At 54.3% G+C, this 22,865-nt stretch carries 21 protein-coding genes; 12 read left to right on the top strand and 9 right to left on the bottom strand.

What is annotated here, in order from left to right:
- Positions 1–11: 11 nt before the first annotated feature.
- From WNY61_RS16175 to pcaG, 7 genes are all read right to left on the bottom strand, one after another.
- On the bottom strand, positions 12–437 hold the full coding sequence (locus WNY61_RS16175; protein WP_342852484.1) for a tripartite tricarboxylate transporter TctB family protein: 426 nt from the start codon (positions 435–437) through the stop codon (positions 12–14).
- Between the two features lie 56 nt (positions 438–493).
- A complete protein-coding gene (locus tag WNY61_RS16170) occupies positions 494–1,441 on the bottom strand; it encodes a tripartite tricarboxylate transporter substrate binding protein (protein ID WP_342852483.1) in 948 nt (315 codons plus the stop codon).
- Positions 1,442–1,729: 288 nt separating this feature from the next.
- On the bottom strand, positions 1,730–3,517 hold the full coding sequence (locus WNY61_RS16165; RefSeq protein ID WP_342852482.1) for a SulP family inorganic anion transporter: 1,788 nt from the start codon (positions 3,515–3,517) through the stop codon (positions 1,730–1,732).
- Positions 3,514–5,124 (bottom strand): sulfatase-like hydrolase/transferase, encoded by a 1,611-nt coding sequence (locus WNY61_RS16160; RefSeq protein WP_342852481.1) that lies wholly within the window; start codon positions 5,122–5,124, stop codon positions 3,514–3,516. Before WNY61_RS16160 ends, WNY61_RS16165 begins: the two co-directional genes overlap by 4 nt.
- 2 nt (positions 5,125–5,126) lie before the next feature.
- On the bottom strand, positions 5,127–5,687 hold the full coding sequence (locus tag WNY61_RS16155; protein WP_342852480.1) for a gamma carbonic anhydrase family protein: 561 nt from the start codon (positions 5,685–5,687) through the stop codon (positions 5,127–5,129).
- Positions 5,684–6,352, bottom strand: coding sequence for a protocatechuate 3,4-dioxygenase subunit beta (locus WNY61_RS16150; RefSeq protein WP_342852479.1), 669 nt, complete (start codon positions 6,350–6,352; stop codon positions 5,684–5,686). The genes WNY61_RS16155 and WNY61_RS16150 overlap by 4 nt, the downstream gene beginning before the upstream one ends.
- A 10-nt stretch (positions 6,353–6,362) precedes the next feature.
- Positions 6,363–6,968: a protocatechuate 3,4-dioxygenase subunit alpha gene (gene pcaG / locus WNY61_RS16145; RefSeq protein ID WP_342852478.1), complete on the bottom strand. Its 606-nt coding sequence runs from the start codon at positions 6,966–6,968 to the stop codon at positions 6,363–6,365.
- A gap of 79 nt (positions 6,969–7,047) precedes the next feature.
- Here pcaG and WNY61_RS16140 point away from each other — a divergent pair, with 79 nt between their 5' ends.
- Positions 7,048–7,839 (top strand): IclR family transcriptional regulator, encoded by a 792-nt coding sequence (locus WNY61_RS16140; protein ID WP_342852477.1) that lies wholly within the window; start codon positions 7,048–7,050, stop codon positions 7,837–7,839.
- A gap of 7 nt (positions 7,840–7,846) precedes the next feature.
- Here the strand turns inward: WNY61_RS16140 and WNY61_RS16135 are convergent, their stop codons facing one another.
- Together WNY61_RS16135 and WNY61_RS16130 are read right to left on the bottom strand one after the other, a co-directional pair.
- Positions 7,847–8,728 (bottom strand): 3-keto-5-aminohexanoate cleavage protein, encoded by an 882-nt coding sequence (locus WNY61_RS16135; protein ID WP_342852476.1) that lies wholly within the window; start codon positions 8,726–8,728, stop codon positions 7,847–7,849.
- Positions 8,725–10,065 (bottom strand): aspartate aminotransferase family protein, encoded by a 1,341-nt coding sequence (locus WNY61_RS16130; protein WP_342852475.1) that lies wholly within the window; start codon positions 10,063–10,065, stop codon positions 8,725–8,727. The genes WNY61_RS16135 and WNY61_RS16130 overlap by 4 nt, the downstream gene beginning before the upstream one ends.
- Before the next feature lie 100 nt (positions 10,066–10,165).
- Here WNY61_RS16130 and WNY61_RS16125 point away from each other — a divergent pair, with 100 nt between their 5' ends.
- The 11 genes from WNY61_RS16125 to WNY61_RS16075 all read left to right on the top strand — a co-directional run bounded on the left by WNY61_RS16125 (position 10,166) and on the right by WNY61_RS16075 (position 22,547).
- On the top strand, positions 10,166–11,329 hold the full coding sequence (locus WNY61_RS16125) for a CoA transferase (protein WP_342852474.1): 1,164 nt from the start codon (positions 10,166–10,168) through the stop codon (positions 11,327–11,329).
- Entirely contained in the window at positions 11,326–12,216 is an 891-nt protein-coding gene (locus WNY61_RS16120) for an SMP-30/gluconolactonase/LRE family protein (protein ID WP_342852473.1), read from the top strand. The genes WNY61_RS16125 and WNY61_RS16120 overlap by 4 nt, the downstream gene beginning before the upstream one ends.
- A gap of 7 nt (positions 12,217–12,223) precedes the next feature.
- On the top strand, positions 12,224–13,123 hold the full coding sequence (locus WNY61_RS16115) for a dihydrodipicolinate synthase family protein (RefSeq protein ID WP_342852472.1): 900 nt from the start codon (positions 12,224–12,226) through the stop codon (positions 13,121–13,123).
- Between the two features lie 291 nt (positions 13,124–13,414).
- Positions 13,415–14,836: an FAD-dependent oxidoreductase gene (locus WNY61_RS16110; RefSeq protein WP_342852471.1), complete on the top strand. Its 1,422-nt coding sequence runs from the start codon at positions 13,415–13,417 to the stop codon at positions 14,834–14,836.
- Positions 14,833–15,933, top strand: a complete 1,101-nt coding sequence (locus WNY61_RS16105; protein WP_342852470.1) for an FAD-binding oxidoreductase — start codon at positions 14,833–14,835, stop codon at positions 15,931–15,933. Before WNY61_RS16110 ends, WNY61_RS16105 begins: the two co-directional genes overlap by 4 nt.
- On the top strand, positions 15,930–16,715 hold the full coding sequence (locus WNY61_RS16100; protein ID WP_342852469.1) for a glucose 1-dehydrogenase: 786 nt from the start codon (positions 15,930–15,932) through the stop codon (positions 16,713–16,715). The genes WNY61_RS16105 and WNY61_RS16100 overlap by 4 nt, the downstream gene beginning before the upstream one ends.
- 26 nt (positions 16,716–16,741) lie before the next feature.
- Positions 16,742–18,658: an acetoacetate--CoA ligase gene (locus WNY61_RS16095; protein WP_342852468.1), complete on the top strand. Its 1,917-nt coding sequence runs from the start codon at positions 16,742–16,744 to the stop codon at positions 18,656–18,658.
- 158 nt (positions 18,659–18,816) lie between these two features.
- Positions 18,817–19,569, top strand: coding sequence for a universal stress protein (locus WNY61_RS16090; protein ID WP_342852467.1), 753 nt, complete (start codon positions 18,817–18,819; stop codon positions 19,567–19,569).
- Between the two features lie 23 nt (positions 19,570–19,592).
- Positions 19,593–20,546 carry a tripartite tricarboxylate transporter substrate-binding protein gene (locus WNY61_RS16085; protein ID WP_342852466.1) on the top strand — a complete coding sequence of 318 codons (954 nt, stop codon included), beginning with the start codon at positions 19,593–19,595 and terminating at the stop codon, positions 20,544–20,546.
- 55 nt (positions 20,547–20,601) lie between these two features.
- The gene (locus tag WNY61_RS16080; protein WP_342852465.1) at positions 20,602–21,021 is read left to right on the top strand and encodes a tripartite tricarboxylate transporter TctB family protein; all 420 of its coding nucleotides are present in this window, start codon (positions 20,602–20,604) and stop codon (positions 21,019–21,021) included.
- Between the two features lie 11 nt (positions 21,022–21,032).
- On the top strand, positions 21,033–22,547 hold the full coding sequence (locus tag WNY61_RS16075; protein ID WP_342852464.1) for a tripartite tricarboxylate transporter permease: 1,515 nt from the start codon (positions 21,033–21,035) through the stop codon (positions 22,545–22,547).
- Positions 22,548–22,865: the final 318 nt, after the last annotated feature.

Raw genomic sequence — 22,865 nt, 5'->3', positions numbered from 1 at the left:
GGTTCATGTCCTTAGGGCAATGGGCGTTCAAGGATTTGGGCGACAAGCACCCAGATTATAACCGGTAGTCCGATCACCCCGATGCCGAGCCAGACCGGCCTGCGCTCGCCAATCAAGAGCATAATGATCAAGGCGATGATCGGGGCAGTATACATAAAGCCGGAATAGGACATTACGAACAGGCCTAACGCGAGTAGGGCAAAATATATCGTCGCAAATATCAAGTCTTGTGTGTTTGGCTTGCATTGGTCCGTGGGCTTGAGCATCAACAGAAGCCCGCAGACGGCCATGATGATTGAAACGGCATTCGGGATAGTGGCTGGAAGGACCCACGACCCACTTCCGTCATCAATCTGTGCGGGGATCACGGCGAAATACAGCAGGGCCCCAAACACAAGAAAGAATACGCCAGTTACACGGTCGGTTATATTCGTCATCAGAGATGCCCCCAAAAAAATGCCCCGCCGATCAGGTGAACGGCAAGGCAGAGTAATTATTCTGAGTACAGAACGCCAATGTTGGCAAGGCCATCGACCATCATCTGACGGGTGCCGTCTGATCCGAGGTTCAGCGTTTCTGTTGTGGCTGCGTTGCGGACAACTTCGGCCACTTCGTCCGATGCAATCGCGTTGGCTAAGGCTTCGGTCAGGGCTGCGACAGCCACGGGGTCCGTGTCTGCTGCCGTGGCGAAGTAGAAGAACGGATCAACATAGGCGTCATATCCGGATTCGCGGAATGTCGGTGTATCGGGTGCATATGTATGGCGGGCGTTATTGGCGCTTGCGATCATTTTGAAGTCACCGGATTCCAGATACTGGATGTGCGTCCCAGCGGAAAAGCCTGCCAGAACCTGACCACCCAAAAGCAGCTTTTGTGTCTCGGCTTCACCTTCTGTCGTAACAAATCGGAACCCAGCGTCTGTCTGACGGTTCACAACTTCCATCAACAAACGTTGGGGTGCGGCGCCAAAGCCGATTGCCAGACCATCATTTGCTTTCGAATGGGCGACCATCTCGTCGATGGTATCGAATGGCGCATCTGCGCGCGCGATCAAGGCAAGCTGCGCACGTGCGGCCGTCCCGAGATAGGCAAAACTATCGAGGTCGAAAGGCAGCTGGTCTGCGCGGCGGTTGAGGTTGATTAAAATGGGCATGTTCACACCCAGACCAATGACATTTCCTGTCGCAGGTCGCTGGGAGATCCCAGTGAACATCGCAAGGCCGCCACCGCCTGTTTTGTTTTCAGCAATGATATTCCAGCCGGTTTGTTCCTTCATTACATTTGCGATGACACGACCCATTGTGTCCGTCGACCCACCGGCACCAAACCCGATTTCAACTGTCAGTACGCCATTCGGCTCCCAGTCTTGTGCATATGCTGCGCCCGAAATGGTCATCGCAACGCCAGCAACCATACTGGCAATCTTTGTTCTGAATTTCATGTTCTTACCTCCCGATGAACATTGGCGGCACTCGTAGAACGACCGCCGTAATCTGATGTCAGAATCGCCCGGCAATCCCTCCTATTTGTTTTATTAACAAAACATTGTTTGATATGCAATGCAAACCTAACGACCATCTAGCCGAAATGTTGCTCACCAACGCAGGTATTGCCAATCCGCAGGGCACATCCCTGTAGATCAGTCGTTCCAAGACCAACCGACGCTCAATTCAGGCCCAGGGCATTCACACCCGCTTGTGTGTTGTCTCGCCAGCAAAGCCGCAACTTCTTACGTAGCTGAGGGTTTTTTGGCGCATTCATGGAATAGGCGCAGTTTGCATGTTGCACAGATATCATCTGACGCTTTTTCAACGGCTGCGGCCAGCGCTTCAGACTTGTGCGGAAATAGATTTCCTTCGCCCAGGCCATCGATGACATGAAAACGTCTTAGCAGCCGTACAACCTCTGGGTTGGCAACCAGCAGATATGTATCAACGCCTTGCGCGCGGGATGTCTGGATCTCCTTTTGCAGAAATGCCGCCCCAGACAGATCAATTTTTCCGACACCAACCAAGTTGATCAATCGCGTCCGGTGTTTGCCGTTTAAGGCCTCGAGTCTGGCAAATTCTGTAGCGACATGCTCGACTGATGCGAAATAGAGCGGGCCATCCATGCGCATCGCGACGATCTGTGGGCATTGATCCAAGTCGTACGCATGCGCATTCATGAAAACGCGCCTGCCCGCCACGTGGGTTGGGGCACCTACAGATACGATCGGATTCGCGCTTTTGTGCAGGAATACCGAAAGCGACAACAGAACGCCGACGAGAATGGCCAGATCCAGTTCCAGAATAATACCTGTCAGAAATGTTCCAAAGACGATGAGCGTTTCGCTGCGGCTGTCTTGAACGATGTGTTTGATCTCGGCGAAATCAATTAACCGCCACGCCACGTAGAGGATCAAGGTCGCCATCGCAGGCACCGGCACGTAGGAGACGAACGGGGCCAAGATAAGAAGTAAAATAAGCAAAAATACTGATGCAGAAATGGCTGCAACTGGCGTTTGAGCGCCACTTTCTGCGTTTAATCCTGAACGGGTGAAAGAGCCTGAACCAGCGTAGGATTGAAAAAAACTGCCGATGATATTGCCCATGCCTTGGCCGATAATCTCTTGGTTGGAATCATAGCTGTCTTGCCTGCGCATCGCAAAACCTTTGCCAATGGATATTGCTTCTAACAGGCCGATAAAGGCCACTGCAAAGGCGCTTGGTAAGAGGTCACGCAGGACAGAGAGGGTGATTTCCGGCGCTACAAAACTTGGGATCACAGATGCGAGTGTCTCAAACATCGCAACACCTTGGTTGGGTGCATCAAGGACGATCCCCATGATTGATCCCGCGGCCAAGGCCAAAACATAGGATGGCAGCCGCTTGTCAACTTTCATGACGCCCAAAAGCACCACCAGAGTCACGATAGAGATGTAGATCGCAGACAGGTTTGTATCGCCCAAATGGTCCCAAACCCGGTGTAAACGTTCCACAACGCCGCCGCCGCGTTCGGTTGCGATCCCCAAAGAACCGCCAAGCTGTGACGCGGCGATCAACATGGCTGCCGCTGCCGTGAACCCCGTGATGACAGAGTGTGAAACAAATGAGATCAGGCCGCCCAATCGCGCCAAACCTGCAGCTAATTGAATGGCGCCAACCATCAGCGTCAGTGTTATTGCTAACCCGATATAGACCGCCGTGCCCGGTTCGGCGAATTCGGAGACCGAGGCGAACATCACTGCCGAAATGGCCGTGGTTGGCCCAGACACCATGATCATCGATGCGCCCCAGAAGGCTGAGATGATTGTCACAACCATCGCCGTGTAAAGCCCGTATTCCGGCGGAAGTCCCGCGATGATGGCAAAGGCCACGCCCTGCGGTAGAACGATTGCGGCGTTGGTGAACCCCGCTGTGAGATCGCCGTGCAAAACTTTTGGGCTCAGCTTGGAAAACCACGGGCGAACCGGTGAGAGCTGGCGCGCAAGCTGGTGGGTCAGGCCCACCATGGACGGCATGGTTTTCTGGGTCACGTGTCCTGCGCGTCTTTCCAAGTCTGAAGTTCGTCTTCGTCCCAAAATCCAAGGTAGACACCATAGGTGGCGTCATCTTTGGACAATACGGTGTCGATCTTGTCATCCGAGATCGTGACGCGTGAATGCTGTCTGCGCGCCCATTTGAACAAAGCCTCGCTGAGGCGCTTAATTTCTTCGCGGTGATCAACGGAGGCCCCGAGGTCGTGGTATTCATCAGGGTCTGTTTCGATATCAAACAACATCGGGCGATGCCCTTCGATCCAGATCATTTTCCAGCGGCCGTCAAAGATCATCGTCAAAGCGCAAGATCTGGCATCGGCGCTAAGATGGCGCAGGTGGGGCCGCGCGGAATAGTCATATTCGGAAATGACGTAGTCGCGGGCTGTCCTCGGTAAATTCCGCGTCGCAGGCAAAAGGGAGCGTCCCTCCAGAATATGATCGGGCACTTCGCCGCCGAGAAAATCAATAAACGTCGGAACAAGATCAATTGCTTCGGTCAGATCGGTTTCAACACGCCCTCGGGTTGCATCGGCTTTGTCTGACGGGTCAATGACGATCAGCGGAACACGTGCCGATTGATCATGAAACAGCTCTTTCTCGCCCAGCCAATGATCACCAAGGTAGTCCCCATGGTCAGAGGTAAACACGATCAGCGTGTCGTCTGTTTGCCCGGACTCTTCGAGATAAGTCATCAAACGGCCAATCTGATCGTCGATCTGCGTGATTAGCCCCATATAGGCGGGGATAACCGTTTCGCGGACATCATCCCGGCTGAAGGCATGGCTATAGCGGTGCTCGAAATACCCAGCGAGCAAAGGGTGCGGGTCTTCCTTTTCACAGGCGTCACGTTTGACGGGTTGGATATCATCCTTGCCATACATGTCATGGTAGGGTGCGGGGACGATGTAGGGCCAATGCGGCTTGATATAGCTAAGGTGCAAGCACCAGCTTTCGTCTTTTGCCTGCTCCATGAACTCAATGGCGCGGGTTGTTGTGTAGGGTGTCTCGGATTCCTTTTCGGCCACAGCAGCAGGTTTGGACGCATGACTTAACAGCCAACCCGAGAGGATTTCCCCATCATCCCCGCGCGCCGAGTTTGCCCATTGATGCCAAGGGTTCGGTCCATCGTAGCCAAGCGCATCAAGGTGTTTGTTATAGTGGCTGGGCTGCTTTTTAGCCCCGTCGGGCACCACGCCATCGTTACGGTCCCAAATCTCAAACCCACATTCGGCCACCAGTGCACCAATCCCGGTTGATGCGTCGATGCCAAGACGCTCCATTCCCTCTTTGTCAGCCGTCATGTGGGTCTTACCACATAGCACTGTGCGCGTGCCTAAGGGCCGCAAATGATCGCCAATTGTCATCTCGCCAACGCGCAAGGGGTGTTCGTTCCAAAGCGCGCCGTGGCTTTGGGTGTAACGTCCGGTGTAAAAGCTCATTCTTGAGGGGCCGCAAATCGGGGACTGCACATAGGTGCGGTCAAATCTAACGCCGCGGGCCGCCAGAGCATCAATATTTGGGGTGCGGATCGATGGATGTCCGGTGCAGCCCAAGTAATCAAAACGCAATTGATCGCACATGATGAACAGGATTTTCTTGGGCATGATTAGAGGCTTTCCATACTCGCGGGCAGAGGCACAAGGCGTGTCTTGAATTGATCTTTGTTCCAGCGGTACTTTTCAGCGGACCGCGCTAGTCCGGCGATGGCCTCTGGGGACAGTTGTTTTTTGATCTTTGCTGGCATGCCCACAACTAGGTTGCCATCGGGTACTTCCATACCTTCGGTCACCAATGCCCCTGCACCGATCAAGCAATTCTTCCCGATACGAGCGCCGTTTAAAACCGTCGCGCCCATTCCGATCAGGGATCCATCGCCAATCGTGCAACCGTGCAGCATTGCTTTGTGGCCGATGGTGCAATTCTCACCGATATGCAGTGCAAAGCCGGGATCGACGTGGCACACGCAATGTTCTTGCAAATTACTGCCGGCACCAACGACGATTGGTTCGTTGTCACCGCGCAGAACGCAGCCCCACCAGATGGAACTGCCGCTGTGCAAGGTCACCTGACCGATGACGCGTGCGTCGGGCGCAATCCAGAAATCCCCGTCGCTTGGAAGCGTGGGGCGGTGATCACCCAACGCATAGAGATTGGACAAGGCGGTCATTCAAAGAACGTGGCATTGCGCCCACCGACGACGATGTCAAATTGGAAACCTTCGTCGACATCCGTATCTGGAGTTGCGTAAGGTTTGCCGATATTACGTTCAAATCCGTCACCCATTAGGATTGCCATTGGATCGCTGGCATTGTTGGGCTCGTTAGGGAAATACATCTGAGTGATCAGTCGCGATGACCCGCCGCTTACCGAAATGTGGATGTGTTTGGGCCGCCAGCGGCCGATATCGGGTCGGGCTAAATAGGCTCCGGGGCTGATCGCCCAAAATCGGTAATTCCCATCATCATCGGTCATAACACGGCCCATGCCAAGATGGTTTTCATCTAGTTGCAAGCCTGAATGGTCTTCCACATGACGATATCGCCCGAAGTGATTGGCGCTCCAGATTTCGAGAAGGCCGTTGCACACTGGCGCGCCACTTTCTGTACGGACGCTGCCTGTGACCTCAATCGCTGTGCCGGTCGCGCGGGGGCGATCTGGCGCAGTCCGTGTCATGTCCCATTCATTTGCGCGGGTCGAAAAGCGTCCAGGGACCACGGGAACAAAGCTCTCGCGGGCGCCCTCTGGGATCAGACGTAAACGATTGCGCGGAGTGCGTTGATCTGATGTATTGTCTGTTGGCCCAATGCCAAGCTGTCTGCCTCGGTCTGCCATGGTGTCCTCCTCAGCTTTCGAAGTCGTCAAAAAAGGGTGTTTCGTTCTGACCTGCCATCACGATGTCGAACAGATAAACTTCAGCGCCATCTACCGTCCGGCCATCATGGCGGGCAATCAGACGCGCTTGGTCGTCGGCGTCCAAGGTCGTCAAGAGTGGGTCGGTCGCATTTTCGCTCTGCCCTTCAAAAAAGACCTGAGTTACAATGCGACTTATCCCGTCAGAGAAAATCGTCAGCGTGATGTTCGGCGCTCGGTTTCCAGCGGCCCCTGGGCGGATCGTGCGAAACGAATATTCACCCGTCGCCGTTCGCTGTCGCCCATAGCCGTTGAACCACGGGTCAATGTCAGGGTCGGCGGCAGTTGTGGGCGTACGGTAAACTCCTTTTGCATTGGCCTGCCAAATTTCCAGAATAGCGCCGTGAGCAAGATCGCCATGACGGTCAAGAACCCGCCCTCTGAGGATGACGTGTTCCCCAGAAGCGCCCGCCACTACGCCGGGGTCGAGGCGAGTGAGATCCTCAAGGCTTTCATCGCGAAAATAAATCGGAAAGTAAGGCCCACTGGTATCTTCATTTGTTGGCAGCAGGGAATTTTTTCCAGTTTCTTGCTTCATCTCAAGTCCTCCATTGTGCAGGGGGTGTTTTGCAGGTAAAACGACATCCAATTGTATTACAGAGCGGGCTGAGCACGTCATGACAGAATCCTCTAATCACAAAATCTATTTTGTACCGGGCCTGCATCGTGGTTTGCGTGTTCTTGAAATCTTGGGTGCGGCGGATGAGCCAATGTCGCTGAGTGACATCGGACGCGCCATGGAATTGAGCCGCTCGTCTACCTTTCGGCTGATCTACACGCTTAACCAAATGGGTTTTCTGAAAGATGGCGAACAAAAAAACACCTATTCGTTGGGCGCGCGGGTTTTGAACCTTGGGTTTGCGTACCTTAACCAACAACCAATCACGAATATCGCGCGTCCGTTCTTGTCTGACTTGCGCGACACCACGGGCGTCAGTGCGCATCTTAGCGTATTGGAAGGCTTTGATGTTCTGTATCTTGGCAGCCATCAGGCACGTACCGGTTTTGTGTCCAACATGGTAACGGGCACGCGTACGCAGGCATACGCATCCGCCATTGGCTGGTGCCTTTTGGGGGCGATGTCTGACGATGAATTGCGTGCCATGTGCAACGATATCGAGATGCCCCCGTTCACGGATAAAACGCCGACTAATTTTGAATCCTTGCGCGCACGTGTGCAAGCGGTCCGCGATACGGGCCATATCTTTTCTCAAGGCTTCCGCGAACCTGGCGGATCGAGTGTCGCTGTCCCTGTTCGCGATAACACCGGACAAGTCGTCGCCTGCGTCAACGTCTCGGGTCCCGACAGCGGTTTCGACTTTGATCGCATTGATAGTTTCTATGTCCCCGAAACCAAAGCTGCGGCACTGCGCATTTCGCGCGAATTGGGATATGCGGGACCAGAGTGACATGCGCCTATCTGGGGGTAATGCCAAGGATGCTGCGTGCCTCATCTGCGCTGGCAATTGAACCGCCAAGGCTGTCGATAATTGAAACTCCTTTCTCAACCAATTGCGCATTTGACTTGCAGTGCTCGCCTTTGGAAATAAAGGCAGTGTCCTCCATGCCGATGCGCACGTGTCCCCCCAAGAGGAAGGCTTGAGCCAGCATTGGAAATGCCATGCGCCCTATCCCGAACGCCGCCCATTCGGTGCCTTGGGGCAATTGGCTGACGAGATAGGCCATGGTTGCAGGGTTGGCAACAGCCCCAAAACGTACGCCCAAAACCATCTGGACCATCAGCGGGGTTTTGATGATGCCCCGCGCAACAAAATCTTTGACCATGTGCAAATCACCGCTATCGAAAATCTCGATCTCAGGTTTCACACCGGCAGCATAGATACGCTCTGCCATGGCCTCCAAGTTCCAGGGCGTGTTGATGACGCTCGCCTGACCTGACCACATGGTGTTGAAATCCAATGTGCAAATTTCGGGCTTCAGTGCTTCGACGTGGGCCACGCGTTTTTCTGGCGCGCACAAGGTTGATCCGGCGTCGGCGATCTTGGGATCTCCTTTGGACGGCACAAACCGCCCGCCTTCACCCGTCGTCAGGTTCAGGATGACATCTTCGTTTTTCTCACGGATACGTTCAACCAATTCACGGTAAAGCGCTAAATCCATTGATCCTTTTGCCGTTTCAAGATTACGCACATGCAGATGTACAATGGATGCACCTGCTTTGGCCGCATCAAGCGCCTGTTCGGCGATTTGCGCAGGGGTCACAGGCAGGTTCGGGCTGATATCCGGCGTCATCAGGTTGCCGGTAACAGCGCAGGTCAGGATCGTTTTGCGGCTCATGGCGCAACCTGTTTCAGGCCGGCATCAATTGCTGTAGAGACAAGATCGACAATCTCAGAAATTTCAGCGGCGGTGGACGTATAGGACGGTGCGAGCAGAATGTGGTCACCGTTGGTTCCATCCGCACATCCTTGGGCGGGGTAACACATCAGACCTTGATCAAGTGCTGCACGTTGAATTTTGGGCGCGAGTTTGCTTGCCACTGTGAAGGGAGATTTGGTGGCTTTGTCGCGCACCAGTTCAACTGTCCAGAACAGCCCGCGTCCACGAATGTTGCCCGAGTTTGGATGCTGCCCAAATCGCGCGTTCAACTCGTTTTGCAATTGTGCGCCGCGTTCAAGGATATTGCTAAGAAGATTCTCTTCTTCGATCACTTTCTGCACGGCAAGCGCGCCCGCCGCAGCAACTGCATGCGACATATATGTATGACCGTTCCAAAGCAGACCGCTGCCCCCTTCGATTGTCGAGATGACCTTTTCGCTGGCCATAACTGCTGCGATTGGCTGGTAGCCTGCACCCAGCCCCTTGGCCATTGTTGTGAGATCAGCGTGAATGCCCTCTTGCTCAAGTGCGAAGGTGGTGCCAGTTCGGCCCATGCCGCACATCACTTCGTCCGCAATATAGAGAACGCCGTATTCATCACAGATCTCGCGGATACGTCTAAAGTATCCCACCGGCGCAGGTTCGGTGCCCAATGATGCTCCGACGACTGGCTCTGCGACAAAGGCCATGACGCTTTCTGGTCCCAAGACCTGAATCCGTTCTTCCAGAAGATTCGCCATGCGGAGGCCAAACGCCACTTGGGTCTCACCTTCCTTACGCATCCGGTAATCATAGGCAGCATCAATATGATCAACATCCATCAGAAGAGGCTGGAATGGCGCACGACGTCCTTCGTGTCCGCCCGTGGCTAGTGCGCCAAGCGTGTTGCCATGATAGCTGGGTTTGCGCGCAATGATTTTGGTGCGCGCAGTTTCGCCCTTCTCCAAATAGTATTGGCGCGCGAGTTTAAGGGCGGCTTCCATCGCCTCTGACCCACTGCCCAGATACATAACACGGCCATTGCCGGTCCCTTTCGGCGCGCGTGTAATGAGATGTTCCGCGAGTTCTTCGGCAGGTTCATTCGTAAAAAAACTCGTGTGGGCGAAAGCGACTTTGTCCATTTGAGCTTTTACGGCTTCGCGGACACGTGTGTTGTCATGCCCAAGACAAGAAACAGCTGCACCCCCGCAGGCATCGAGATACCTTTTGCCCTCTGAATCGATCAGGTAGTTGCCATCTCCTGCAACAACCGTCGGAAGATTAGCGCTTAACGTGCGATGGAGAACATAAGTCATTTCATTAACCGTATTGCATGTGGAACCATGTTTTGTATATTAGACACACTGACGAATTGCAAGAGTCATTTAGTTCAGTATTGCATGAAAGGAGCACCAGTTGAGCGCGCTTGAAAAAATCACCGTTCTTGATGTGACCCATGTGCTTGCTGGGCCGTTTTGCACATACCAATTGGCCTTGCTTGGCGCGGATGTTCTCAAGATCGAAGCGCCCGACGCCCCTGATTGTGCGCGGGGGCGCGGGCCGGATACCGCGGCGAATGCGGCAGGGCTCGGGCTGAACTACCAGACACAAGGCGGCAACAAACGTGCTTTGGCGCTTGACCTGGATGATGAAGCCGGACGGGACATTTTTCGGTCCCTTGTCCGCAAGGCCGACGTTATAGTTGAAAACTATGCAGCAGGCGGTATGGCGCGGCGGGGTTTGGGTTTTGACGCGCTGTCCAAGATCAACCCCGCTTTGATCTATTGTTCTCTAACGGGCTACGGCGATACAGGTCCCGAGGCTGAAACCGGTGCTTATGATAACGTCATTCAAGCGGTAAGTGGCACGATTGCGCAATGTGGTGGCATCAAGCCGGGGGTTTCCTTTGTCGATTATAGTGCCGGATATGCTGCGGCATTTGCTGTGACCTCGGCTTTGGTGCAGCGCGCGCGCACCGGCAAGGGGTGTCATATATCTGTCTCCATGTTGGAAGTTGCGATGCAATTGATGTCGCCCGAAGCCGCAGCCGTACAACACCAATGCAGCGTGACGCGCGAAAAAGAATCGGGCATCCAGAGTTATAGAACAGCGGACGGTCAGTTGATGCTTGGGGTTTTCAGGCCTCACCAGTATCCCAAACTCGCCAAGGTGCTGGCGCAGCTTGAGCATCCTGTTGCGGCATTGGATGTTATCCGTTCTTGGGAAGACGTCTGGGCGATCACGGAAGAAACAAAAACACAGCTGGCTGAAATTTTCCACAAGCGCGTCACGTCAGAATGGTTGCGTGATTTACGTGCTGCCGACCTGCCTGCGGAGCCTGTCAAAACTCTGGCAGAAGCAGTCGAGAACCCACAACTCAAGGTGCGCGGCTACTTTCAACCGAACCCCGACGGGACATCAGAGACGTTACCGCTCACGTCCTTTCGGATGAGCGAAGGTGGCCCTGCGCTCACGAAAGGTCCGCCAAAACACGGGCAACATTCCGTGGATGTGCTGCGCGAGGCGGGTCTGAGTGAAGCACAGATTGCGGATCTTATGGCAAAGGGAGTGATCAAATGATGCGACCTCCTCCACTTATTACCGCGACAAGCTTTGCGCGTTTGCCGGATGCGTTGCGCCATACAGGCGAGCCATCGCCTTGGGCAAAGTTGACCCGCCCTGGCCAGCCAATGCACTCGTTTCTAGAGGCCGCATTCTTTGACGAAGCAAGTAATCTATGGCTGTCTGATGTGCCTTACGGACGGGTATTTCGGGTGTCGCCGAATGGTGCGTGGGAAGTGATGCACCAGATCGACGGAGAGCCACATGCCATGCGCATCGCCCCTGACGGGCGCCATATCGCGGTTGACTACAGTCATGGACTGATCGATCTCACCGACAAGGCCAGCTTTGAAGTCTTGAGCACAGGCTTGCCAGATCAGCCGTTCATGGGTCTTTCAGACATGACCTATGCGCCTGATGGAACCTTGTGGTTCACCGATAGCGGGCGCACATCGCTGAGTGACTCAACGGGCAGGGTCTATTGTTTGCCCAAAGACGGCGAATTGCGACTGGTGTGTGATTGCGTCCCTTATTCAAACGGCATTTGTGTCTCGCCTGCCGGGGCGTGGGTTTATGTCGCTGCGACGCGGGCAAATCAGGTTTGGCGCTTTTCTTCAAAGCTTCCCGAAACTGGGATGCCGATGGTTGGCACATTCTTGAACCTGTCGGGTGGCCTTGGCCCGGACGGGCTGGCGACAAATGACATGGGGTGGCTGGCAGTGGCTCAGGCGCAGGCGGGACGCGCTTACGTGTTTGATGCGCTTGGCTTGGCTTTGGCCGAAGTATTGCTGCCCGAGGGGCTTTGGACCACCTCTGTGACCTTCCATCCCGACAACCCAACCAAGCTCTACATCATCGACGCGCAGTTCGGCGCGATATTCACCTGCGACATCCCTTTCCAATGAGGACGACATGAACAAAGACGACTTACACGGCTACGTGCCCGCAATTGCGACCCCTTTCAGCGACACCGGCGAGATCATGGAGGACGCCTTTGTTGATCTCTTTGAGTTCCTGATCAGCCGAGGTGCGACCTGTATCTGCATCGCGGGCGACAACGGTGAAAGCTGGGCGCTGAATGCACAAGAACGGGGACGCCTTGTGCGTTTGGCCAAGGACACATCGAAAGGCCGAGTGCCCGTGATGATGGGTATCTCTGCGCCAACAATCGACGCGTCCCTTGCTTACGTGCGCGCTGCTGAGGACTACGGTGCAGACGTGCTGCTGTCGATGCCGCAGACCTACGTGCTCAAGGCCTCTGAGGCTGAGTTGATGGCGCGGTTTGAAAAAGTCTCCGCCGCGACAGACAAGCCACTGGTGCTTTATAACTCGCCCCGCCGCATGGGATTTTCTTTGACGATCGATCAGACGGAAACGCTGCTGAACAACCATAACGTTATTGGGATCAAAGAAAGCCAGCGTGATTTCTTTTATCACACGCACTTGTTGGACCGGCTGGGCGACAAAATGTCCGTCATGACGGGCCCGTGTCACTACATCATGCCCGCGTTTGCATTGGGTGCCAAAGGGTTCATCGCGACAGGGCCAGAGTTTACCGACATGCTGCCCTCGGATATGGCCGCCGCTGGGGCAGGGGTGCCAGACGCGGAGTACCGAAAAGCGCATATGCAACTGACCGTGCTGTATGAAATGTTGATGGGCACCGCGACATGGCCTGCGTCGTTCAAGGCGGCGTTGAACCTGATCGGTCTGCCTGCTGGCATCCCCCGCGATCCAGTACTGCCTGCAACTTCAGCCGACATCGACAAGATTAAGCGGACCTTTGATCATCTTGGCATCAGCTACACATGATGCGTCTTGTGCAAGATCAATCGGGCCTGATTGCCCGCACAGAACCCGTGACGTTTACGTTTGACGGGCAATCCTTTGTGGGACATTCGGGCGAGACTGTTCTTAGCGCTTTGATACGTGCGGGCGTCTGGCATTTGCGGGACGCTCCGACAGACGGGGCACCGCGTGGTGCTTTCTGCTGCATGGGCCTGTGCCAGGAATGCTTGGTGCAAGTTGGCGGGGTGCGTACCGAAAGCTGCCGACAGAATGTGTCCGATGGCTTGGCTGTGCAGTCGATGAAACGAGCAACCGATGTCTGAGCAGTACGACATTGCAGTGATCGGGTCGGGACCAGCTGGATCAAATGCGGCTATTACGGCATCCGGTCTTGGCGCAAGGGTTGTTGTTCTTGACGAGCAGTCTTATGCGGGCGGCCAAGTCTGGCGCGCCAAAAGTGCGGCTATTGCGCAGGCGCCAAACACACCCGAGACACTGGCAGGCAACACTCTGCGTGATACGTTGACGGCCAGCAACGCAACCCATCTCGCGGATACCCGTGTCTGGCAAATTGAACGCGAGGGCAAGGGTTGGGCAATCCATATTCTGACCGCTGGCAAAACAATCAAAGTGCTGTCCAAAGCCTTGGTTCTTGCCACAGGCGCGCGCGAATATGTACACCCTATTCCCGGCTGGACGACGCCCGGCGTCATCGGCCTTGCAGGTGCGACAGCGCTGTTCAAACAAGAGCTTACACTGCCGGGCAAAGCCACCGTTGTGTCGGGAACCGGACCGCTGGTATTTTTTGTGGCCAGTGAAATTCGCCGTCTTGGCGGAACTGTTGCGGCAATCGCCACGCCAAACACGCGGCGAGATTGGGCGCGCGCCTTGCCCGCTATGTTGGCCCGTCTTGATTTGATGCGGCGTGGCGCAATCTGGATGGCAGACCTGATACTTGCGCGTGTGCCGATCTATTGGGGGCATGCGGCAAGCGCGGTGCAAGGCCACACGGAGGTCAGCGCCGTGAGCATTAGCAAGTTAGATGCGACAGGTGCACCTGTTGGCAATGCGCGTGACATCCAAGCAGACAGCCTGTGTATGGGAAACGGCTTGATCCCAGCGATTGAGGCGGCGCAACTTGCGGGCGTTTCCATTAAACATCGTCCTGAACTAGGCGGCTGGGTTCCGAATGTGGAAACAGATGGCTCAACGGACATTGAAGGGTTGTTTATTTGCGGGGACGGGGCAGGCATTCGCGGTGTCGCAGCGGCCGAAATACACGGGATCCTGACGGGCCAAACAGCGGCAAGTTATTTAGGAAAAGTGGCAGTCGGCACGCAAAGTTCAATACGCCAAAAATACAGCAAGGCGGCCCGTTTTGGGATGGCGATGACAGCCCTGAGCGTGCCCAAAGCTGGGTATGAAAACCTCTCAACGCCTGACACGATTATTTGCAGATGCGAAAGCCTCACGCAGCAATCCGTGGCAAAGGAAATCGCTTCGGGCGCCCAAAGCGCCAATGCGGTAAAATCCGGGCTGCGCGCGGGAATGGGCCCATGCGGTGGTAAATTTTGCCAGACCGCAATTGCTGCTTTGGTGGCTCGGACAAATGGCGGCTCGGTCGCAGAAGTACCGCCGCCGACACCGCGCCCGCCGTTGCGTCCTGTTCCCACAGCAGCACTGGCTGGTGATTTCGACTATGACGATTTGCCCATTCCAAAGCCTGCACCGCTATGACGGATAGGTTTGACATCGCCATCATTGGCGGCGGCATCATGGGCTGTAGCGCTGCGTTGCGGATGGCCGAGGCTGGCATGCGGCTTATCGTTTTGGACCAGGGCGATCTGGGGCAGGGGGCCTCTGGCGTTAACGCGGGAACGCTGTCGCTCCAAATCAAACGCGTAAAGCTCATGCCTTATGCGTTGCGCGGCCACCATGAGTGGGAAGCAATGGGGGACGCGGTAGGATTTCGAAAAACGGGCGGCTACACGCTGGCCTTTAACGCACGCGAAGAAGCGTTGTTGCATGAGCGTCAGACGCTTAAGGCCGAAGCAGGCGCGCCTATCTCGTTCGTGTCAAACAATGCGCTGCGGAGTGCAGAGCCGAACCTGACCCATCAAGTTAAAGCTGCAAGTTATTGCCCTGAGGATGGATATGCAAACTCCTCTCTCACGGGGCAGTATTACCGTGGTCGCCTGCGGGACGCGGGGATTGAGTATCGTGAAAAATTTGTAGTTACTGCGATTGCTCGGGACAGCCTTGGGTTTTCAGTAACGACATCCCAAGGCACGATTGAAGCGACGCGAATACTACTCGCTGCGGGAGCTTGGCTGAAGCCCGTGGCCGCGATGCTGGATGTTGATCTGCCGGTGCAGGCCCGCATCAATACGGTGTCTGTGACCGAACGGATGCCGCCATTGACATCGCATGTCATTGGGCACGCCACAGGCTTGTTGACGATGAAGCAAAAAGCCAACGGCACCGTTCTCGTTGGCGGTGGCTGGCAAGGACGCGGCACACCCCAAGAGGGACGCGGCGAAGTCACTGCTGAAACGGTCATTCCGAACCTTGCTCTGGCGCAGTTCGCCCTGCCTGATCTAGCAAACGCGCGTGTCTTGCGCAGTTGGACCGGGTTTGAGGCGAATGTACCTGATTTTTACCCGCTTGCCGGGCCTTTGCCGGGTGTCGAGGGCGCCTTCGTGCTCGGTTGTGTGCGCGGTGGCTACACTATTGGACCCTACATCGGGAAACTGATGGGGGACGCCATTCTGGGGCGCGAGCCCGAATTGCCTCTGTTTGATCCGGGGCGTGATTTCAACAAGGAAACGATATGAGCCTGATCTCAACTGACATCTGCCGCTTGGACGGAAAACTTGCCATTATTACTGGGGGCGGCAGCGGCATCGGCGAAGCAACCGCGCGGGTTTTTGCGGACGCAGGGGCCACAGTTGTGGTCACAGGCCGTCGTTTGGAACCATTGCAGCGCGTTGCGGATGAAGTCGGCGGCCACGCCATTGCCTGTGATGTGTCAGATCAGGCGGACGTCAAATCGATGTTTGCTAAGGCGCTCAAGATCATGGGCAAGGTTGATGTTTTGCTCAATAACGCAGGCGGGCCGGGGCCAATTGCACCAGTAGCCGAAGTTGACATGAACGCTTGGATTGGATGTATGAACATCAATCTTGTTGGCGCCATGTACTGTTTGCAAGAAGCCGCAAAAATCATGACCGCGCAAAAGTCCGGTTCCATCATCAACATGTCGTCTTTGATGGGCATCCAAGGGTATCCAATGCGCTCTGCCTACACCGCGTCCAAGTTTGCTCTGATTGGCATTACCGAAGTCATGGCCCGCGAATTGGGTCCTGTGAATGTGCGGGTAAACGCGTTGATGCCGGGTGCTGTGTCGGGTGAAAACATGGACCGCATCCTTAAGCGCCGCTCAGAAGCAGAAGGCCGCCCCGTGGATGAGATTGAGCGGGAAAACTACACCGACGTTGCCGCTCTGAAGCGATGGGTAGCGCCAGAAGAAGTCGGCCGTGCCGCGCTTTATTACGCTTCTGATCTGTCTTCGGCGATTACCGGGGACAAAATGAAAGTAGATTGCGGCCGCTTCTAGAAACAACAGAAAGGAGGGGTTTCGCAATGTCAGAAATACTCTTTGAGCCGTCGGAAACACGGGTCAATGAAACCCAGTTGTCGGCCTTTATGCAATCGAATGGGCCTTTTGAGACCTATGATGCGCTGTGGCAGTGGTCGGTGTCGGAACGAAGCGATTTCTGGGCTGCTGTCTGGCGTGATTGCGGGATTGTAGGGCAAGCAGGGTCAACTGTTTTGCACCAAGGTGCGCACATGATCGAAGATAGCTTCTTTCCTAAGGCACGTTTGAATTATGCCGAGAACTTGCTGGCGCATTCCAATGCTGGAACCGCCCTGATCGCGCACGCTGAAGATGGACATCGACATGAAGTCAGTTGGAGCGCACTTCGCGACCAAGTCTCAATCCTTCAGCAAGCTTTGCGCAATGCCGGTATTACCAAAGGAGATCACGTCGCAGGCGTGATGCCTAACTGCATTGATACGGTTGTCGCCATGCTGGCCGCGACGAGCCTTGGTGCGGTTTGGTCCAGTTGCTCGCCCGATTTTAGATTGCAAACCTTGCTGGATCGCTTTGGTCAGATCGGGCCAAAGATCATCTTTTCTGTCGGTGGGTATCGCTACAACGGCAAAACTCATGATTGCACCGAGAAGCTGAAATCATTGGTGGCCGAGCTGCCCAACCGCCCTCAGCTGGTTCTCTTTACGTATGCGGGCGTCACGCCTGAAGCTGGTTTGTCAGTTGACACATTGTGCGAAAATATTCAGCCAACACCTCTTTCATTTGAGAGCATGGCCTTCGCTGATCCTCTCTTTGTCTTGTTCTCTTCCGGGACAACAGGGCTGCCCAAATGTATCATCCACGGAGTTGGCGGAACTTTATTGCAGCACGCCAAGGAACACAGGCTGCATTGCGACATCACTGCAAATGACCGACTGTTTTTCTACACGACATGCGGCTGGATGATGTGGAACTGGCAAGTCAGCGCGCTTGCGACGGGTGCCACTTTGGTCTTGTTCGACGGGTCGCCGTTTTTCCCGTCATCAAGCAGATTGCCGGACATTTGCGACGCAGAGAAAGTTACCCATTTTGGCACCTCTGCAAAATACATCCAGTCGTGCCAACAGGGAGATCTGCGGCCTTGCGAAACCCATGACTTGGCATCTGTTCGGACCATCCTTTCGACGGGATCACCCTTGTCAGAGCAAGGGTTTCGCTATGTCTATGACGCTTGGAAGCAAGATGTGTGTCTGTCTTCAATTGCGGGTGGCACAGATATTTTGGGGTGCTTTGTTGGAGGGTCTCCCGTCTCACCTGTTTATGCCGGTCAGGTTCAAAAACGCATGTTAGGCATGGATGTTCAGGTGTATCAGGATGACCGCACCAGCATCGTGGATCAGATCGGTGAACTCGTCGCGATCAAGTCACATCCCTCCATGCCCATTGGGTTTGTCGATGATCCACTGAGGAAGCGTTTTATGCGGGCCTATTTTGAACGCTTTGGTGATGTGTGGTGCCAAGGCGACCTTGTCAAACTGACCGCCGAGGGTGACATGTGCTTTTTCGGGCGTTCCGATACGACGCTTAATCCGGGCGGCGTGCGGATCGGCACTGCCGAGATTTACCGTCAATTGGAGCGCGTTCCCGAAGTGCTTGATGCGGTTGCTGTAGGTCTTAAAATCGGGAATGACGAAAGTATCCTGCTGGGTGTTATTCTACGTGAGGATGCGGAGCTGAATGACGCACTGCGCGCAAAAATCCGATCAGAAATCAGGCAGAATACTTCGCCGCGACATGTGCCGGCGACGATCGTCGATGTGCCGGAGATTCCCTACACCCGCTCCGGAAAAATAGCCGAGATTGCGGTAAAGCAAGCCGTGAATGGGCTGAATATTGCGAACACCTCCGCGTTGAGACACGTAGAAAGCCTTAACTTTTTCAAGCGTTTGGAAGTCAGAACGTGAAGTGGATCGTTGTTTTGTATATTATCCATTGTTTTGTATAAAAAACAAATTTATAGTCAGTCAAACGAAGGGGCGGATGTCAGATGGCGATCAGGAACTTACTTGTAGCGTATAACGGGGGCGATGCATCCAACAGTGCGCTACATTTGGCGCTGCTCATGGCCAAGAAGTACGATGCCCATCTCACCGGTATCGTGGCCCACGGAGCATCAAGTGTCACCAAGAACATTCCTAATTGGCTAAGCGCATCCATGCGGACGTCCATTAGTGAAATCACGGAACGCCGCACAAACGAGCTTGCGGAAAAATTTCAGGTGTTTGCGGTCGGAAAAATTGATCCGGATCGGCTGCATTGGATCGATGTTAAGGCCGACCCCGACAAAGCCGTCACTTTTTATTCGCGTCTTTTTGATCTCACTATTTTGGGTCAGTACGAAAACCTAATCGCAGCAGATGAGCTGATGTTGCATCCCGACAGAATTGCATCCGAAAGCGGGCGTCCCATTTTGGTCGCGCCGAAAACGTATGCGGAAACTGAGATCAATGAACATGCCGTCGTTGCATGGGATGGCCGCCGCACCGCGTCGCGAGCGTTTTTTGATGCGATGCAGCTACTAGAGACCAAGCAAAAGGTCTCTGTTGTTACCGTCGGCAAAGAGGGCAGTATCCCGACCTCAAGCGAAATCGATATGCCTACTATTCTGGCCCGTCATGGCGCGGAGGCAGATCACATCTATTTACCATTCAAAGACTCGGTCGCAGAAACGTTGTTAAACCATTGCACCAAATTGGGCGCAGGGCTTTTGGTCATGGGCGCATACGAACACTCGAAATTGTCAGAAGATTTGTTTGGGGGCGTCACAACTTCCGTCATCCAGAAAGCAAACATCCCACTGTTTCTATCACACTAAGTCCACACTTCAGGAGAATATCTATGTACCTCTCAAGAACACTTACGGCGGCCATTGCTGCTGCATCCTTCCTTGTCCCAGCCACGGCATTTGCAGAATGGGTACCAGAAGGCCCCATCACATTGCAAATCGGCTTTGGGTCCGGTGGCGCGACCGACACAATCGGCCGCGCAATCGCGACAGCGATGGAAGAGAGCACCGGCTGGGACGTCATCGTAGAGAACAAACCGGGCGGGGGCGGCATCGCGATGTTTTCGTCCCTCGTGCGTGAAGACGCTGACGGTACAACATTGGGCATGGGCGTAACGATCCCGACGCTGATGAACCTTGCAACGCGCGGTGATACTTTGCCGTTCAAGGCGGATAGCTTTGACTACCTTGCGACTATTGTGCTGGCACCGTTGGCTTTGGTAGCACCTGCCGACGCGCCCTACGACAATGTTGAAGAGCTTGTTACTTGGTCGCAGAACAATGGTGGTGCGTTGATCGGTTTTGACGCTGATCCACAGGCCATGATTATGCGTGCTATTAACAAATCATCCAATGCCGGATTTGAACTTGTCAGCAACCAGAGTGGTGCTGAGATTATTCAAGGCCTTTTGGGCAATCAGTTTCAGGCGGGTTTTGGTGCAGGCGCGCACATCCAGTACATCGAATCTGGCGATCTGAAAATGCTGGCCGTAGCCACGCAAAGCCGTCAAGGGTACTCACCGGACACTGAGTCGTTTGTAGAACAGGGTTTCCCATACTCGGTAGAACCTTATTTCTACATCGCGGCGCCCGATGGGTTGGAAGACGAGGCTAAAGAAGCACTCGCCGCGGCTTTGGATGACGCCATAAACTCATCTGGGATGACCGACATGATCAGCAACATCATGCAGGCAACACCGACAAACCTGGGTCCGCAGGGAACCGAGGACAAGCTGGTGAATGGCTTAGCTGACATCAGCGCGCTGCTGGCGGCATCCAAGGAATAAACAAACGCAGCCGGGCCATTTGATCCGGCTGCAATTTTGACGGGAGAGGAAACATATGTCGGTTGATCGTATCGCGACAGGACTAATCGTACTGCTTGGTATGTTTGCAATTTTCTGGGTCGTTCCGACGCAGATCGAAACAGTGGCCTACGGACGAATTGTTCCCTCAACCGTTCCAACCATTGCGCTTTGGGCCTTGGTTGCAGTCGCGACCATTCAATTTTTCAAAGACAAGGCAACCAGCTCTCTCGACGTTGTTGTTTGTATCCGCGCGGCGGGGATTGTTGCGCTGATCGTAACGGCTGTTTTTTTAATGGAGATGTTTGGTTTTGAATTCGTCGCGCCATTCTTGGCCATAGCCATCATGTTGGCGATCGGCGAGCGGCGCTGGTACTGGCTGTTATTTGGCGGGGTTATCTTACCGCTGGGGATTTGGCTATTGGTTGAGCGCGCGCTTGATCGAACTTTGGCATAAGAGGCGAAATCATGGTTGAGTTCGCTACAATTCTTGCCGGCCTTACCGACGCGTTTACGTTAACAAATATTTTATTCGTACTCGCTGGAGTGCTCGTAGGCCAATTCGTGGGCGCGATGCCTGGTGTTGGCCCAGTGATGACCATGGCCATCGCTATCCCGTTTACATTCGTATTAGATCCGTTGCCTGCCATCGGTTTTCTTGTCGGCGTCAACAAAGGCGGACTGATCGGAGGGGCGATTCCCGCGATCTTAATCAACATACCTGGCACGCCCGATGCTGCTGCCACAGCAATTGATGGCTATCCGCTAACCAAAAAGGGAAAGCCATTGAAGGCCATGAAAATGGCGCTTTATTCATCTGTGACAGGCGATACGTTCAGCGATATTGTTTTGATCACCATCGCGGCGCCACTTGCGATCATTGCGCTCAAAATGGGTCCCGTCGAAATCTTCGCACTCATGGTTTTCGCCTTTTCATTGATTTCCGGCCTCATCGGTAGTTCCGTGACCCGCGGCGTCATCGCCACAATCTTGGGCCTCTTGCTCGCGACTGTTGGTCTGGACCCTGAGCATTCCACGCCACGCATGATCTTTGGCTTCTTTGATCTTTACGACGGATTCCCGATTGCCTCCGTCGCGATCGGCTCACTTGCAGTCTCGGAGATTTTCCTTCGCCTTGCAAAGTTGCGAGGTAATGTAAGGCCCGCGGTCAATATCCCCCGCGACCAAACGCCCGATCAAAAGAACGTTACATTCGCGGAATACTGGGCCTGTAAGTTCGTCTTGTTACGTGGTGCGTTTATCGGCACCGGTATTGGCGCAGTGCCGGGCATGGGCTCTACGGCTGCAGCCTTCATGAGCTACGCATCCACAAAACAATCAGCCAAGGACCCGGAGAGTTTTGGTAAAGGCGATTTACGCGGTATCGCGGCCACTGAATCGGCGAACAGCGCAGTTGCGGGCGCTGATTTCATCCCACTTCTGACATTAGGCATTCCTGGCAGCGCATCTGCGGCTCTTTTGATCAGCGCGTTCCTCATTCAAGGCATCCAACCCGGCCCCTTGCTATTTGAACAACAAGGCCAACTAATTTACGGCCTGTTTGGCGCAATGATGATGGCAAACTTGTGTAACTTCATATGCGGGCTTTTTGGTCTTCGGCTGTGGGCAAAACTGATTTCAGCCCCAGAATCTGTGGTCTTTTCCGCCGCTTTGATTTTGTGCATCGTCGGTGTTTATCTTTCAACGGGCGGTACGTTCGGCGTTTATGTCATGCTCGCCTTTGCGGTGTTTGGGATGTTCTTGAACGCCCTGAATTATCCGGTCGTGGTGTTCATTATCGCATTCTTTTTAGGGCCAAGGTTCGAACTCTCGCTTGGACAAACGGCGACGATCTTGCGCGGTGATCTTACCAATCTTGCAAATCACCCTGTTGCCATTGTGTTGTGCGCCTTGTCCGCATTCTGCGTGTACTATCTGGGTTTTAGAGGTGGCCAGTCACGCAAATCCATTGAAGATCTATAGCTCATTATTGCGTGGCAGAGCTGGCAAAAAAATCGGCCAGCCTGTTTGCCCCAAAGCCGTCAAAAGCGCTGTTAACCCTATATAATTGGGTCTAAAAAGTTGAATTTTGCTCTTCTTTAGCGTTTGATCAAAAATAGATTTAGCATGAGATCGGCTGCCCGTGCGCAGGATGGACGCATCACTATCTCGGGGTGTACATTCTTATCAGGAGGACGACACATTAATTCGCAAACACGAAAACCGGTGTTGTCACGTTAACGGACCTGTGGTTGCTGGTTCATTGATCTGGGCGTAGGCGGTGTCGATGCAGACAAAGAT

The organism is Sulfitobacter sp. AS92, assembly GCF_038900015.1.
GTDB lineage: Bacteria > Pseudomonadota > Alphaproteobacteria > Rhodobacterales > Rhodobacteraceae > Sulfitobacter.
The sequence above is the reverse complement of the archived record's forward strand: the minus strand, read 5'-3'. Positions and strand labels throughout refer to the sequence as shown.

Coding starts and splice junctions, on each gene's coding strand:
- WNY61_RS16175 (WP_342852484.1), bottom strand. CDS start 437: ATGACGAATATAACCGACCGTGTAACTGGCGTATTCTTTCTTGTGTTT.
- WNY61_RS16170 (WP_342852483.1), bottom strand. CDS start 1,441: ATGAAATTCAGAACAAAGATTGCCAGTATGGTTGCTGGCGTTGCGATG.
- WNY61_RS16160 (WP_342852481.1), bottom strand. CDS start 5,124: ATGCCCAAGAAAATCCTGTTCATCATGTGCGATCAATTGCGTTTTGAT.
- WNY61_RS16155 (WP_342852480.1), bottom strand. CDS start 5,687: ATGACCGCCTTGTCCAATCTCTATGCGTTGGGTGATCACCGCCCCACG.
- WNY61_RS16150 (WP_342852479.1), bottom strand. CDS start 6,352: ATGGCAGACCGAGGCAGACAGCTTGGCATTGGGCCAACAGACAATACA.
- pcaG (WP_342852478.1), bottom strand. CDS start 6,968: ATGAAGCAAGAAACTGGAAAAAATTCCCTGCTGCCAACAAATGAAGAT.
- WNY61_RS16140 (WP_342852477.1), top strand. CDS start 7,048: ATGACAGAATCCTCTAATCACAAAATCTATTTTGTACCGGGCCTGCAT.
- WNY61_RS16135 (WP_342852476.1), bottom strand. CDS start 8,728: ATGAGCCGCAAAACGATCCTGACCTGCGCTGTTACCGGCAACCTGATG.
- WNY61_RS16130 (WP_342852475.1), bottom strand. CDS start 10,065: ATGACTTATGTTCTCCATCGCACGTTAAGCGCTAATCTTCCGACGGTT.
- WNY61_RS16120 (WP_342852473.1), top strand. CDS start 11,326: ATGATGCGACCTCCTCCACTTATTACCGCGACAAGCTTTGCGCGTTTG.
- WNY61_RS16115 (WP_342852472.1), top strand. CDS start 12,224: ATGAACAAAGACGACTTACACGGCTACGTGCCCGCAATTGCGACCCCT.
- WNY61_RS16110 (WP_342852471.1), top strand. CDS start 13,415: ATGTCTGAGCAGTACGACATTGCAGTGATCGGGTCGGGACCAGCTGGA.
- WNY61_RS16105 (WP_342852470.1), top strand. CDS start 14,833: ATGACGGATAGGTTTGACATCGCCATCATTGGCGGCGGCATCATGGGC.
- WNY61_RS16100 (WP_342852469.1), top strand. CDS start 15,930: ATGAGCCTGATCTCAACTGACATCTGCCGCTTGGACGGAAAACTTGCC.
- WNY61_RS16095 (WP_342852468.1), top strand. CDS start 16,742: ATGTCAGAAATACTCTTTGAGCCGTCGGAAACACGGGTCAATGAAACC.
- WNY61_RS16090 (WP_342852467.1), top strand. CDS start 18,817: ATGGCCAAGAAGTACGATGCCCATCTCACCGGTATCGTGGCCCACGGA.
- WNY61_RS16085 (WP_342852466.1), top strand. CDS start 19,593: ATGTACCTCTCAAGAACACTTACGGCGGCCATTGCTGCTGCATCCTTC.
- WNY61_RS16080 (WP_342852465.1), top strand. CDS start 20,602: ATGTCGGTTGATCGTATCGCGACAGGACTAATCGTACTGCTTGGTATG.
- WNY61_RS16075 (WP_342852464.1), top strand. CDS start 21,033: ATGGTTGAGTTCGCTACAATTCTTGCCGGCCTTACCGACGCGTTTACG.